A 12,471-nucleotide genomic window follows, 5' to 3' on the forward strand; every position below is an offset into this window, starting at 1 on the left:
ATGACCAGACAGCCGCGTGACCGGTCACGAAAAAAGGCGGCTGGATGGCCGCCAAAGACCACGCTCAACTCGGCTTGCGAGACTAGCGAATGCCCGCCTGGCGCAATGCGGCAGGGGTGTAGTTGCTTGCCGCAGTGACGGCACCGAATTCGATGCTGCGTTTTTCTTCGTTCTTCAGGCCGAATACCGAATAGCGGCCGGACTGCAGGTCATACAGGGCCTCGGCGGTATAGCCGGGTGCTTGCTTGTGGTAGTACTGCTGGGCATGCCCTTCGCCGACGCGCCACAGTTGGCCGCGTCCGTCGTAATGATCCACTTCTGCCAGTTGCCAGGTGTCCTCATCGAAGTACATATGGCGCGTCGCGTAGATGTGCTGTTCGCCTGGCTTGACCGTGGCCACCACCTCCCAGACTCGGTGCAGTTCGTAGCGCGTCAGGTCCTGGTTGATATGGCCGGCCTTGATGATGTCGGCGTACTTGAGGGCCGGTGAGTCGAGCTTGTAGCTGTTGTACGGGATGTACAGCTCCTTTTTGCCGACCAGTTGCCAGGTGTAGCGGTCAGGTGCGCCGTTGAACATGTCGAAGTTGTCTGCGGTGGCCAGGCCATCGGCGGCAGCGACTGGGCTGTCGTAGGCTGCTTGCGGCGCACGTCGCACACGCCGTTGTCCGGCGTTGTACGCCCAGGCGTTGCGCGGCTCCTTCACCTGATCGATGGTTTCGTGGAGCAGAAATGCGTTGCCGGCGAGGCGGGCTGGTGCGGTCACGCGCTGGATGAAGAAGAAGAGGATGTTGTCGGCTTTGCGCTTGTCCAAGTCAGGCAGGCTACCGGGGAAGGAGAACTCGTCCTCCAGTTGGATCATGCTGAACGACCCGTCAGCCTGCGGTTGCATGCGAGTTGCCAGGCGATGGAGATTGCCGCCGCGATAGCGCGTCATGTGGTTCCACAGCACTTCGATGCCGTTTTTCGGCACCGGGAACGCGTAGTAACGGGAATCGGCAAACCCGCTCAGGCCGTTGCCGCCATCCACTTCTTCGGTCTTGACCGCGCTGGCCTTGATGACCGCGTAGATGTCGGCCGGCAGTGCAGCGGTGCGATGGGTGGGGTAGACCGGGATTTTGTAGCTTTCCGGGTAACGCTTGAACAGCGCCAGTTGGCCGGCAGACAGCTTGTCCTGGTACTTGTCGGCGGTGGCTGCGGTGATGACGAACAACGGCTGCTCGTTGGCAAACGGGTCACTCAGGAAGCCCTTGCTGTCCACTGCGCCCGCCGTGGTCGGCAGGCCACCGGTCCAGGCCGGAATGCTGCCGTCGGCGTTCGCCGCCTTGACTGCACCGATTGGCGTCAGCGTATCGCCCAGCTGCGCGGCCTCCTCGGGAGAGACCTTTGCCATCACGGTCGTGGCCAGCAGCGACAGCGCCAGGGCGCCGGTTTGCATCAGAGTTCTTGTTGTTTTCATCTAGTCGCTCTCAAGTTTTGCAATCGCTTGAATGCACACCTGCGCGACCGTGACAGCGTCACGGCCGGTGGGGTGTTTGGGGGATTGGCAAAGAAAAATCAGGTGCAGAGCCGGGGCGCTTCAGCGAGCCAGGTAAAGCAGGCCTATCACCAGCACGGCAAGGAACAGCGTCTCGCCGACCAGCAGGGCGATCGGGCGCCAGCCAACCGAGGCGAGTTTCTGCAGCGAGGTCTTCACGCCCAGTGCGGCGATGGCCATGACCAGGCAGCTGCGCGACAGATCGCCCATGCCTTCGGTCAGGCTGTGTGGCAGCACGCCGGTGCTGTTGATCGCCACCAGCGCCACGAAGGCGAGTAGGAAGCCCGGCACCATCGGAATCCGTTGGCACTCGCTGCCACTCTGGCTGGCCGCCTGCTGGCGGCGGAACAGCCAGGCCACCACGATCACAGCCGGCACCAGCAGGGCGACGCGCAGCAGCTTGACCACCGTGGCGATGTCGCCGGTGGCCGGCGAGATCATGTAGCCGGCGCCGACCACCTGGGCCACGTCGTGGATGGTACCGCCGAGGAAGATGCCGGTCTGCTCGGGGCCGAGGCCGAGCAGCTTGCAGAGGATCGGGTAGGTGATCATCGCCACGGTCGACAGGCCGGTGACGCCGACCACGGTGAGCAGGGTGTCGCGCTCACTGTTCTCGTGCTTGGGCAGCACCGCGGAAATCGCCAACGCTGCCGAAGCGCCGCAGATCGCCACCGCGCCACCGGTGAGTACGCCGAAATCGGCACGCTGGCCGAGCAGACGCGCGCTGATCCAGCCGACGCAGATGGTTGCGGCCACGGCCAGCACGGCGGCGAGCACAGTTTCCAGGCCCAGCGAGCCAATTTGCTCGAGGGTGATGCGCGCGCCCAGCAATGCCACGCCGAGGCGCAGGATGGTCCGCGAAGCGAACTCGATGCCGGGCAGGCAGCGACCATCCTCGACGAGGAAATGGCAGGTCATGCCGAACAGCAGCGCATAGAGCAGCGTCGGGCCGCCGTAGTGGTCGGCGATGAAGGCCGATGCCATGGCGATTGCCAGGCTGACCATCAACCCGGGGCCGAGGGTTTTCAGGCGAACCAGCAGCTGCCGGGGGACGCTGACAGGGGCAGCGCAGTGCGCGTCTTTGATCATGGTGCTCGTCTCGTGCGCGACCGGCTGCGGCGGGCCGTCAGCCGGGTCGCAGGGTTTCACTCGGTGGGCGCCTGCTCGAAGCACGGCAGGCTGCGGTCGATGGCCACCCAGGGCTGCGCCGAAGCGCACCACAGGTGCAGGCTCGGCGTGGCGCTAGCCGGTTGGGCGAGGGTGCCGGCCTTGACCACCATGACGCCCGGCATCGCGGCGACTTCGGTGTACAGCGCCGAGCCGCAGCTGGTGCAGAAGAAGCGCTTGACCGGCAGGCCGCTACCGCCGGCCTTGGCGTAGCAGCCGAGGCTTGCGCCCTCGACCAGGAAGCCTTCGGCCGGCACCAGCACGTTGACCGAGAAGGCGCTGCCGGATTGTTTCTGACAGTCGCGGCAATGGCAGACCGCGGTGGTCAGCGGGGCGAGGTGGCTGGAGTAGTGGATGCCGCCGCACAGGCAGCTGCCTTGGATGCTGTTCATGAGTGTTCTCGTCAATTGGAAAGGCTAGGCGCGGCCGTCGCAGCGGGCTGCCACGTGCGCGCCTGCTGGGAGGATTTCTGGAAGCTGTGCCGGGCGCCAAGGAACAGCGGGCAGGCGAGGACGCAGGCGATCAGCGTGACGATCAGGATCGAGTAGCCAATCGCGGCGGGGTCGATCAGCACGTAGTCGGTGATCAGGCCGATCGCCAGCGGGCCGACGCCGACGCCGAGCAGATTGAGCACGCCGGTAAACAGGGCGATGAACTGCCCGCGCATCGGCGCGGGGGCTATTTCGACGATCAGCGCGGGGCCGACGCCGAACAGGCAGACCCACAAGGCGGCGGAGAGGGCCAGGAACGGCAGCGCGATAGGCGCGCTGGGTGCCAGCAGCATTGGGGTGGCGCACAGCGGCAGCAGGACGCTGGCGAGCACCGCTACACGCAGGTTGCCATTGGCCACGCCGCGGCGGCGCCAGTACTCACCCAGCCAGCTGGCGCCGAGCACACCGAGCGGCGCGCTGACGCACATGATCAGTCCCATCACTGTGCCGGCCTTGGCATAACTCCAGCCGAACTCGCGGACCAGGTAACTGGGCACCCAGGCACCGCCGCCGTACACCGCGGCGTTGTAGCAGCCCATGCCGATGAGGATGGTGACGAAGGTGCGTCGGTTGGCGCGCAGGAATGCCACCACCTGATCGAGGGGCACACTCGGCGCCACCGACGTCGGCGTCGTCCGTCCGGCGCGATCCAGGCGCGGCTCCGGCACGCCGATCATCAGCAACAGAATGAACAGTCCCGGCAGACCGACCGACATCAGCGTGGTCTGCCAGGGCGCCAGTTCGCCGAGCCAGGGCAAGGTCAGCGGATGGGCGTTGAAGTAGCCGAGCACCAGGCCGGTGGCGAGCAGACCGCCGCCAACGCCGACCGGGCCGCCGGCGCCAAACACGCCGAGGGCGCGGCCGCGCTTCTCCGGGACGAACAGGTCGCTGATCAGCGACACGGCGCCCGGCAGCAGCACCGCTTCGCCGACCGCCACGCCCACGCGCGCCAGCAGCAGGTGCCAGAACTCGGTGGCCAGGCCGCTGGCGGCGGTGGCCAGGCACCACAGGCCGATGCCGACGGTGATGATCAGGCGCCGGTTGCCGCGGTCGATCAGTCGGGCGATCGGCAGACCGGCCAGCGAGTAGAAGGCGGCGAAGGTGAAGCCATGCAGCAGGCCCATCCACGAGTCGTTGACGTGTAGCGACTGCTGGATCGGTCCGACCAGCAGGCTGAGCACCTGGCGGTCCATGATCGAGAAGACGTAGGCGAGCAGCAGCACGCCGAGGGCATAGTTGGCTCGGCTGCGGCTGGGCAAGCGTTGCGTGGCGCAGGACGTGACCGGCGCCTGGATAGTCGTGGTGCTGGACATCGACGGTTCACCTCAAGGGCTTGTTGTTGTAATCGCGACCGTGCGGCGGCCAGGCCGCCGCGGTGCTGCGTCAGCGCGCTGCCGGAGTGGCGTCGGCCTGTTGCCAGAGGTTGTTGTCCTGCCAGATGTTTTCCTTGCGCCAGTGCGCCGGCAGCTCGGCACCGGTGTGCTGGATGACCCGACCGATCAGCAGCTTGAGTTGCTGCGCTTCGTCGTAGGAGAGCCCCTCCAGGGCACTCATCTCGGCGGCCTTGGCGAAAGCCAGCCACTGGATCGCCAGCTGGCGGCCCTTGTCGGTGAACAGCACGCGCTGCTCGTCGAGGGTCAGCAGGTCGTTCTCCAGCCAGGTCGCCAGTTGCTCCTCGACCAAGGCCTTGCCGGTGAATTCGAACAGTTGGCGTAGCTCGTCGAGGGTTCGCCCTTCGCTGAAGCTGAGGATGCCGAGCAGCTCGAAGTCACTGTCCTGCATGCCCATCGTCTTGAGTTGCTGGCGGATCGGCAGTTGCAGCTGGTAGTAGGCGCGACCGAGCAGGAAGCCCAACCAGTTTTCGCCGTAGATCACGCTTTCCTGGCCACGCGGGGCGGGCGGCACCAGGCGCCGGTAGCCGCCGCTGTGGAACACCAGCGGCGCTTTGTCGAAGCGGTCGAACGCCAGCACTTCACCGACCAGGATGATGTGGTCGCCACCTTCGTACTGGTAGGTGGTCTTGCACTGGAAACGCGCCGAGCAGCCATCCAGCAGCGGAATCTCGCTGGGGCCGCGTTGCAGTTCGAGCTCGGCAAACTTGTCCGCGCCGCTCTTGGCGAAGCGGTTGGACAGCGGCTCCTGATCGGTGGCGAGGATGTGCACGGCGAAGTGCGAACCCTCGGTGAAGGCGTGCGCCGACGAGGAATCCTTGTTGATGCTCCACAGCACCATCGGCGGGTCAATCGACACCGAGTTGAAGCTGTTGGCGGTCAGCCCGTAGTCCTGGCCATCCGGGCCGCGGGTGGTGACGATGGTCACGCCGGTGGTGAAGGCGCCGAGCGCCTGGCGGAACTGCTTGGGGTCGAAGGAAGCGTTCATCGATGGGTACTCCCCCGCCACCGGACGGGTCGGCGGCGGTTGATTGTTGTTGGATCGGAGTGGCTAGCGGTTGAGCAGCGGCATGACCAGACGGCCGAAGCGCTCGGCTTCTTCATGGTGCGGGTAGCCGGACAGGCAGAAGCCCGTGCAACCGGCATCGACGAACGCCAGCAACTGGTCGGCGACCTGCTGCGGGTTGCCGACTACGGCAATCCCGGCGCCCGGGCGCACTTCGGTGATGCCGGTCCACAGGTGCGGGGTCATCTTGCGGCCGACGGTTTTCGAGAGTTCCTTCATCCGCTGGTTGGCAACGGACTCGGCCATCATGGTCTTGACCTGTTCGGTCCAGGCCGGATCGGCGCCGTTGACCAGCGTGTCGGCCGCGGCCCAGGCTTCCTCTTCGGTTTCCCGGCAGATGATCTGCAGGCGCATGGCGAACTCGATCTCCTCGCCGCGGCCGTACTTGGCGGCGCGCTCGCGCATCTCCTTGATCTGCTCGGCGATGCGCTCCGGGTAGTCACCCCAGAACAGGTGGACGGCGGAGTGCTTGGCGGAAATTTCCGCCGCGTGCTCCGAACCACCGCCGAGGAAGAACGGTGGGTGCGGTTGTTGGAACGGTGCGGGGATGACTTTCGCGCCGTGGGCCTGGTGGTACTTGCCGTTGTACTCCACGCCTTCCTCGGTCCACAGGCGCTTCATCAGCTCGACTTCTTCCTCGAGCTGTTCGTAGCGGGATTCCTTGGAGACGATCTGCCCTTCGGCGTAGGCATCCTTCTCGCTGAGACCGGCGATCAGGTTGATGTAGATGCGTCCCTTGGACAGCTGGTCGAAGGTGGCGAACATCTTGGCCTGGGCGACCGGGTGGATGAAGCCGGGTTTCACCGCGATCAGCGCCTTGAGCTTCTGGGTACGGGCGATGACGAACGAGGCAGTCACCCAGGCGTCCCAGCAGAAGGGCGTGACGGGGACCAGTACGTAATCGAAGCCGGCCTGTTCGGCGGCGAAGGCGACCCGCTCGAAATGCTCGAGCGACTGCGGAATGCTTTTGCTCGGATCGCTGAAGGCAGTGGTGTCGCCAATGGTTGGAATGAACCAACCCATCTGCAGGGGTTTCTTGTTGTTCATGGAGGGGGTCTCGCGCAGGGGAACTGTCGAGTCACTACAACAAAGCCTTTGCGATGAAGGAAGTGAATATGTAGCATTCCAGGAATGCATAATATTAATACCAGAACCCTCGACCTCAACCTGCTGGTGGTCTTCGCCACGCTGTGGGAAACCCAGAACGTCACCCGCGCCAGCGAGCGCCTGGCGCTCAGCCAGTCGGCGGTCAGCCATGCGCTGCGTCGCCTGCGCGAGCGCCTGGGCGACGAGCTGTTCGTGATCGGTCGCGGCGGCCTGGTGCCGACCGCCCGCGCGGCCGAACTGATCGGTCCGGTGCGCGACGCGCTGTCCCGCTTGGACGACGTGCTGCAAGGCACCGCGCCGTTCGTGCCGGCCGCGGCGCAGCGCAAGTTCCGCATCGCCTCCGGCGACTTCGTCGAGTTCCTGATCCTGCCGCGGCTGACCCAGCACATCGCCCGTGAGGCACCGGGGGTGATGATCGAGGTGGTGCCGCTGCCGCCGAACAATACGGTTGCAGCGTTGCTGGAAAGCGGCGAGATCGACCTGGTCATCAGCACCCCGATGACGCTCGGCGCGGGTCTGCGTTACGAGGCGGTTACCACCGTTTCGTTGCTTACCCTGATCTGGCAGCGCGAAGGCCTGGCCCCCGGGCGCTTCCCGCTGGAGCTGTACCTGGAGCGGCCGCAGGTGATGATCGAAACCCATCAACGCGATGGCAACATCATCGACCAGACGCTGCAGGCGCAAGGCATGGCGCGGCGCATCGGTGTGCTGGTGCAGAACTTCATGGCGATGCCGGTGATCGCCTCGCAGACCGGCTACATCTGCAACCTGCCGGGGCCGATCGCCGAGGCGTTCGCCGCCACCTTTGGGCTCAGCTGCCACGAGCCGCCAGTCGACTTCCCGGCGCCCGAACTGGCGGCGGTCTGGCATTCCCGCTTCGATGCCGATCCGGGTTTGCAGTGGTTGCGCGAAGAGGTAAAGCGCTGCGCGAGCGCCTGAGCAACTCAGTCCGCTGCAAGTCATTACCGGATTGGCGCGGTATACCGATATGTATGCCCTGCATAGATTGAATTTCAATAATTCATTTTACTCATTGCGTTGCCGCCACTCCAATGGAGGTCCTCCCCACCAATAAATCCACAGGGACCGCCATGACCGCCATTGATCCGCGTACCCGCCTGCTGTTGGAGGCGCCCATCGTGCCGACCGTCCTGCGACTGGCGGCGCCCAACGTCCTGGTCATGATCGTGCAGGCCTCGGTCGGCCTCATCGAAACCTATTTCGTCGGCAAACTCGGCGGCGATGCGTTGGCCGCCATGGCGCTGGTGTTTCCGATCGTCATGCTGATGCAGATGAGCTCGGCCGGGGCGATAGGCGGTGGCATCGCCTCGTCGATCGCCCGCGCCGTCGGTGCGCGCCGCCGGGAAGACGCCGATGCGCTGGTGTTGCACGCGCTGCTCATCGCGCTCGGTTTCGGCCTGGCCTTCACCCTGGCGCTGCTGCTCGGCGGGCGCTGGCTGTACACGCAAATGGGCGGCAGCGGGGCGTCGCTGGAAGCGGCGCTGGTCTACTCGCACTGGGTATTCGCCGGTGCGGTGCTGGTGTGGCTGTTCAACGCGCTGTCCGCGGTGATCCGCGGTACCGGCAACATGGCGGTGCCCGCCAACGTAACGGTCGCCGGGGCCGTGGTGCTGATCCCGCTGTCGCCCTTGCTGATCTTCGGCTGGGGGCCGCTGCCCGGCATGGGCATCGCCGGTGGCGCGGTGGCGCTGCTGCTGTACTACCTCGGCGGCACGCTGGTGCTGTGGCTGTACCTGCGCTCGCCACGCAGCCTGCTCAAGCCGAAGCTGATCGGCGTGCAGCTGCGCCGGCCGCTGTTTCGCGACATCCTGCGGATTGGCCTGGTCGGCCTGATCGCGACCGTGGCCACCAACCTGTCGATCGGCATCGCCACGGCTCTGGCGGGGCAATTCGGCCCGGACGCCATCGCCGGCTACGGCACCGCCGCGCGGCTCGAATACCTGCTGGTGCCGCTGGCCTTCGGCTTCGGCGCACCGCTGCTGGCCATGGTCGGCACCTGTATCGGTGCCGGTGATCGAGAGCGCGCCATGAAGGCCGCGTGGGTCGGCGCGGCGATCACCTTTGCGATCACCGAAACGATCGGCCTGACCGCCGCATTCTTCCCGCTCGCTTGGCTGACGCTGTTCGGCACCGAGCCGGTAATGCTCGAGGCTGGCACGCAATACCTGCAGGTGGTCGGTCCCCTGTACGGCTTCTTCGGCCTGGGTCAGGTGCTGCATTTCGCCTCGCAAGGCGCGGGGCGCCTGTTCTGGCCGGTGCTGGGCAACCTCGCACGGCTGCTGGTGGCGGGGCTGGGCGGCTGGCTGGCGCTGCACTGGGGCGGCAACCTGATGCACGTGTTCGCTGCCCAGGGCGCGGCGTTCGTGGTGTATGGCCTGGTCATCACCGCGACGATCGCCGGTGGGGCGTGGTTCGGCCGCGTGAGCTGGCCGCGCAGCACGGCCGCGTTGATGCGGCGCATCCAGCCGACCTGAGCGTTCTACTGCGGTTTGATTCGGCGCGGGCTATCGCTGACTGGCCGCTTGCGGACAGTCACGACCGGCTGAGCCTGATCGCGGAGAGAACTCGATCGATTACGCGTGAGCCGATTCGACGCGATTGCGCCCTGAAGCTTTGCCGCGGTACAGCCCGGCATCCGCTTGCTGCATGGACTCGTCGAGCGCCTGCGTACTGGTGAAGTGCGCCGAGACGCCGATGGTGACGGTGCAGCGAACCGGTCGAGCCGAGTCGGCACCAGGCACTTCGCTGTGTTCGATCGCCGCACGTGTGCGTTCTGCCAATTGCAGGGCGCCGGCCCTGTCGGTGTCCAGGCTGATGACAACGAACTCCTCGCCGCCCAGTCGGCAGATCAGATCGCCTTGGCGGGCGGTGGCCTTGAGGACTTGGGCCACATGGCAGAGCACGAGATCCCCCACCTTGTGGCCGTAGGTGTCGTTTATGCTTTTGAAGTGATCGATATCCACGATCAGCAGGTACGCGGGCCCGGCGGTTCGGGAGCGGAAGTGTGCATCCAGTCCATCCGTCAGCCCGCGCCGGTTCAGCAAGCGGGTCAGCGGGTCATGGGCGGCCATGCTGCGCAGTTCATCGGTGAGGCGGCGCAGCACCAGCCAGACAGCGCACGGGGGCAGTACGGTGCCCAGGAACGACATGTAGATGTAAAAGGTCCGCTGGAAGCTGCTGTTCAGATCAAGTGCTTCCATGCCACCGGAAAGGATCATCACCATCTTCGCGGCGTTCAGGACGCAGATGCCGGCGATCAAGACGGCAAACACCAGCATCTCGGCGCGCAGGTCCTTGGCCACGGTTCGCCCGGCATAGAGCGCAGCCACAGTCATGACCAGGAACAGCGACGCGCACGAACCCGCCAGCAACGCATGACGGGCCTCACTGCCGAGTGTCGACTGCACCAGTACCTGTACCGCTGTGTAGCCACCTGCCAGGGCCAGCAGCGGGCGCCACACGGCAGTTGGGCGATCGAAGAACCGCAGCGCACCCAGGACGTAAGCGACGGGTGCGCAGAGCGTCAGCGTGTGGTTGACGACACTCATCAACCCCCAGCCTGCAGGGCCACCCAGCAACTGCAGAACGTAAGCAAGCCCGAGCAGAAAGTTGCCCAACGCAAAGACTTCCATGCCCATTTTCTTGCCATTCAGCCGTGTGCTGATCAGCAGGAACATCACGCAGAAACACAGCAGGTGCACGCAGAGCATGCCGAGGATGACAGTTGTGACCATGGGTTCGCGCCAGTGGGGAGCCAGTGACAAGAGCCGAGGAAGCGCAATCTCCAGGCGCTCCCGTCGTATTTGGCATGGCTATTTAATATCGTAAATCGTCGTCACGTATATCACAGGAAGGCAATGCAACCGCGCCGCGCGGCGCTGGCCGATCAGCTGGGCAACGCTCACGCAGCCGGCTGCGCAGGATGCCCAAGTGGCTGCTCGGCGTGGGGTCAACCTCGTGCGTTTGAGGTGCCGCGAGCGTACTTTTTCTGCAGGATCATCGACGCTTCGTTGTAGGCAGTCTGGAAGGCATCGCCGCCGACCCAGCTCACTGCTGTGTCTTCGTCTTCATCGTGGAAGATCCCGCGATAGACGATCAGCAGGCCCATCATGAAATCGACGGCAGCGTCTTCCGCTTCCTCGGCGACCACCAGTTCCAACACCGGGTACTGCAGGAACACCAGGCACATCGCGAGCAGGCTGATGCCTTCGCCGACCTTCATCGCCTGGAACAAGTCGTCGAAGTCCGCCGGGTCGAAACCGTTCTCTTCAATGTCCTTGAAGTCGAAGGTGCTCAGGTCGATTTCGACATCATCGAATGGCTCGTTGACCAGTGGATTGGCCAGAAGCGGATGCACGACATTGGCCTTGGCTTTGCCCGAACGGTTCTGCTTGGCCTTGGCTTTGGCCCGTTGGGCACGTTTTTGCTGTTTGTCCGGGGAGGCCATGGAGGCGAGTTCCTTGTTCGATGCAGCCATGTTCATGGCCCAGAGTAGTCGGGCACAAAGTGTATTCGGTCTTGGCTAGCCTCGTCGGCTAAGGGGGCAGGTTTTTCGTGCTCTAAAGGTCTGCTTCTGGCCAGAAGCGGTCATTGAGCATCTCCAAAATCAGAGCCTATCCAGCCTGTCTAGCGCTTAGGTTCACACTGCCGTATTGCCGTCGGGCACCCGCAGAGCTACGGGCGGTCAGGGTTGGAGTAGAAGATAAGCAAAGGCCTGTATGTGCTGTGGTTCCAGTTACGTGGCCTGGCCGAGCTCTACCTACTGTGTGGCGGCGGCTTGCGCCGTTGGGTGGGGAGCGGTCGCGACCTGCAGACGACCATCACGCAGATGGAGCGCCCTGGGCGGTTGACCGCCGCATTGAGCTGGTACCGCGCGAATCTGCTGCCCGTTCTGTTGGGCTCCTGGCCGCGTTGCCAGCGACCGACCTTGGGCATCTGGAGCAGCGATGACACCTATCTAACTGAAGGCCAGATGTGCGACTCGCAGCGTTATGTCGATGCCTCCTGGGCCTATCAGAGCATCGAAGGATGTGGGCACTGGGTGCAGTTGGAGCAGCCGCAGCGGTTGGTCGAGCTGGCCGTCGACTGGTTTCGCCAACACCCCTGACGCACGTGTTGTGTTGTAGCCACTTTCAGACTGGCTACATCGCTCAGGATGCGCGGAAGATCATGGTCACGCATTCGGCGGTCAGCGCCGGTTCCGTTTCGCCTTCCACCTCAAGCTGCCCCAAAAGCGTCAGCAGGATGCGCCCTTCGCCTTTTGCCTCGGCCGACTTGACCGTCACCCGGGCCTGCACGCGAGTACCGGCGCGCACCGGCGTCTTGAATCGAACGTTGTTCACCCCGGCATTCACCAGGCGACTGATACCGGCGGGCATCGCGCCCATCTGCATCATCAAGCCGCCCATAAGCGACAGGTTGAGAAAACCGTGGCCGATGGTGGTGCCGAATGGGCTTTCGCTCTTGCAGCGTTCCACATCGACGTGAATCCACTGCTGGTCGCCTGTGCAGTGGGCAAACGCGTCGATGCGCTCCTGGTCCACGGTGGCCCATGGCGAGACGCCCAGTTCCTTGCCCACGAACTGGCTCAGGTTGTCGTAGTGATAGTTCATCAGGTGCTCCAAAACGACCGTTCAGCGCTGCGCTCGATCGAGCCCAGCGCTGCAGCCTGGTGGTTTTCTGGTTGAGGTTGAA

General features: G+C 64.7%; 12 protein-coding genes. 3 read left to right on the top strand and 9 right to left on the bottom strand.

What is annotated here, in order from left to right; all coding sequences use genetic code 11:
• Window positions 1–82 precede the first annotated feature (82 nt).
• The 6 genes from JQX08_RS06115 to JQX08_RS06140 form a co-directional block, all read right to left on the bottom strand.
• A complete protein-coding gene (locus JQX08_RS06115; RefSeq protein ID WP_204915402.1) occupies window positions 83–1,456 on the bottom strand; it encodes a DUF1329 domain-containing protein in 1,374 nt (457 codons plus the stop codon).
• A gap of 120 nt (window positions 1,457–1,576) precedes the next feature.
• Window positions 1,577–2,623: a YeiH family protein gene (locus tag JQX08_RS06120; protein WP_204915403.1), complete on the bottom strand. Its 1,047-nt coding sequence runs from the start codon at window positions 2,621–2,623 to the stop codon at window positions 1,577–1,579.
• 56 nt (window positions 2,624–2,679) lie between these two features.
• Window positions 2,680–3,093 carry a GFA family protein gene (locus tag JQX08_RS06125; RefSeq protein ID WP_204915404.1) on the bottom strand — a complete coding sequence of 138 codons (414 nt, stop codon included), beginning with the start codon at window positions 3,091–3,093 and terminating at the stop codon, window positions 2,680–2,682.
• An 11-nt stretch (window positions 3,094–3,104) separates the two neighbouring features.
• Window positions 3,105–4,505 (bottom strand): MFS transporter, encoded by a 1,401-nt coding sequence (locus JQX08_RS06130; RefSeq protein ID WP_204915405.1) that lies wholly within the window; start codon window positions 4,503–4,505, stop codon window positions 3,105–3,107.
• Between the two features lie 70 nt (window positions 4,506–4,575).
• Window positions 4,576–5,571: a flavin reductase family protein gene (locus JQX08_RS22190; RefSeq protein WP_239482041.1), complete on the bottom strand. Its 996-nt coding sequence runs from the start codon at window positions 5,569–5,571 to the stop codon at window positions 4,576–4,578.
• Window positions 5,572–5,634: 63 nt separating this feature from the next.
• Window positions 5,635–6,696 carry an LLM class flavin-dependent oxidoreductase gene (locus tag JQX08_RS06140; RefSeq protein WP_204915406.1) on the bottom strand — a complete coding sequence of 354 codons (1,062 nt, stop codon included), beginning with the start codon at window positions 6,694–6,696 and terminating at the stop codon, window positions 5,635–5,637.
• Between the two features lie 84 nt (window positions 6,697–6,780).
• Here JQX08_RS06140 and JQX08_RS06145 point away from each other — a divergent pair, with 84 nt between their 5' ends.
• Window positions 6,781–7,695, top strand: coding sequence for a LysR family transcriptional regulator (locus tag JQX08_RS06145; protein WP_204915407.1), 915 nt, complete (start codon window positions 6,781–6,783; stop codon window positions 7,693–7,695).
• Window positions 7,696–7,847: 152 nt separating this feature from the next.
• Window positions 7,848–9,251, top strand: coding sequence for an MATE family efflux transporter (locus tag JQX08_RS06150; RefSeq protein ID WP_204915408.1), 1,404 nt, complete (start codon window positions 7,848–7,850; stop codon window positions 9,249–9,251).
• Between the two features lie 99 nt (window positions 9,252–9,350).
• Here the strand turns inward: JQX08_RS06150 and JQX08_RS06155 are convergent, their stop codons facing one another.
• Window positions 9,351–10,511 (bottom strand): GGDEF domain-containing protein, encoded by a 1,161-nt coding sequence (locus JQX08_RS06155; protein WP_204915409.1) that lies wholly within the window; start codon window positions 10,509–10,511, stop codon window positions 9,351–9,353.
• A gap of 215 nt (window positions 10,512–10,726) precedes the next feature.
• Window positions 10,727–11,224 (bottom strand): hypothetical protein, encoded by a 498-nt coding sequence (locus JQX08_RS06160; RefSeq protein WP_205348190.1) that lies wholly within the window; start codon window positions 11,222–11,224, stop codon window positions 10,727–10,729.
• 273 nt (window positions 11,225–11,497) lie between these two features.
• Here JQX08_RS06160 and JQX08_RS06165 point away from each other — a divergent pair, with 273 nt between their 5' ends.
• A complete protein-coding gene (locus JQX08_RS06165; RefSeq protein WP_204915410.1) occupies window positions 11,498–11,884 on the top strand; it encodes an alpha/beta fold hydrolase in 387 nt (128 codons plus the stop codon).
• Between the two features lie 43 nt (window positions 11,885–11,927).
• Here JQX08_RS06165 and JQX08_RS06170 read toward each other — a convergent pair whose 3' ends face one another.
• Window positions 11,928–12,389 (bottom strand): MaoC family dehydratase, encoded by a 462-nt coding sequence (locus JQX08_RS06170; RefSeq protein ID WP_204915411.1) that lies wholly within the window; start codon window positions 12,387–12,389, stop codon window positions 11,928–11,930.
• Window positions 12,390–12,471 lie beyond the last annotated feature (82 nt).

Source organism: Zestomonas insulae, assembly GCF_016901015.1.
GTDB lineage: Bacteria > Pseudomonadota > Gammaproteobacteria > Pseudomonadales > Pseudomonadaceae > Aquipseudomonas > Aquipseudomonas insulae.

Excerpts from the sequence above, each read along its gene's own strand:
- JQX08_RS06115 (WP_204915402.1), bottom strand. The coding sequence starts at position 1,456 with ATGAAAACAACAAGAACTCTGATGCAAACCGGCGCCCTGGCGCTGTCG.
- JQX08_RS06120 (WP_204915403.1), bottom strand. The coding sequence starts at position 2,623 with ATGATCAAAGACGCGCACTGCGCTGCCCCTGTCAGCGTCCCCCGGCAG.
- JQX08_RS06125 (WP_204915404.1), bottom strand. The coding sequence starts at position 3,093 with ATGAACAGCATCCAAGGCAGCTGCCTGTGCGGCGGCATCCACTACTCC.
- JQX08_RS06130 (WP_204915405.1), bottom strand. The coding sequence starts at position 4,505 with ATGTCCAGCACCACGACTATCCAGGCGCCGGTCACGTCCTGCGCCACG.
- JQX08_RS22190 (WP_239482041.1), bottom strand. The coding sequence starts at position 5,571 with ATGAACGCTTCCTTCGACCCCAAGCAGTTCCGCCAGGCGCTCGGCGCC.
- JQX08_RS06140 (WP_204915406.1), bottom strand. The coding sequence starts at position 6,696 with ATGAACAACAAGAAACCCCTGCAGATGGGTTGGTTCATTCCAACCATT.
- JQX08_RS06145 (WP_204915407.1), top strand. The coding sequence starts at position 6,781 with ATGCATAATATTAATACCAGAACCCTCGACCTCAACCTGCTGGTGGTC.
- JQX08_RS06150 (WP_204915408.1), top strand. The coding sequence starts at position 7,848 with ATGACCGCCATTGATCCGCGTACCCGCCTGCTGTTGGAGGCGCCCATC.
- JQX08_RS06155 (WP_204915409.1), bottom strand. The coding sequence starts at position 10,511 with ATGGTCACAACTGTCATCCTCGGCATGCTCTGCGTGCACCTGCTGTGT.
- JQX08_RS06160 (WP_205348190.1), bottom strand. The coding sequence starts at position 11,224 with ATGGCCTCCCCGGACAAACAGCAAAAACGTGCCCAACGGGCCAAAGCC.
- JQX08_RS06170 (WP_204915411.1), bottom strand. The coding sequence starts at position 12,389 with ATGAACTATCACTACGACAACCTGAGCCAGTTCGTGGGCAAGGAACTG.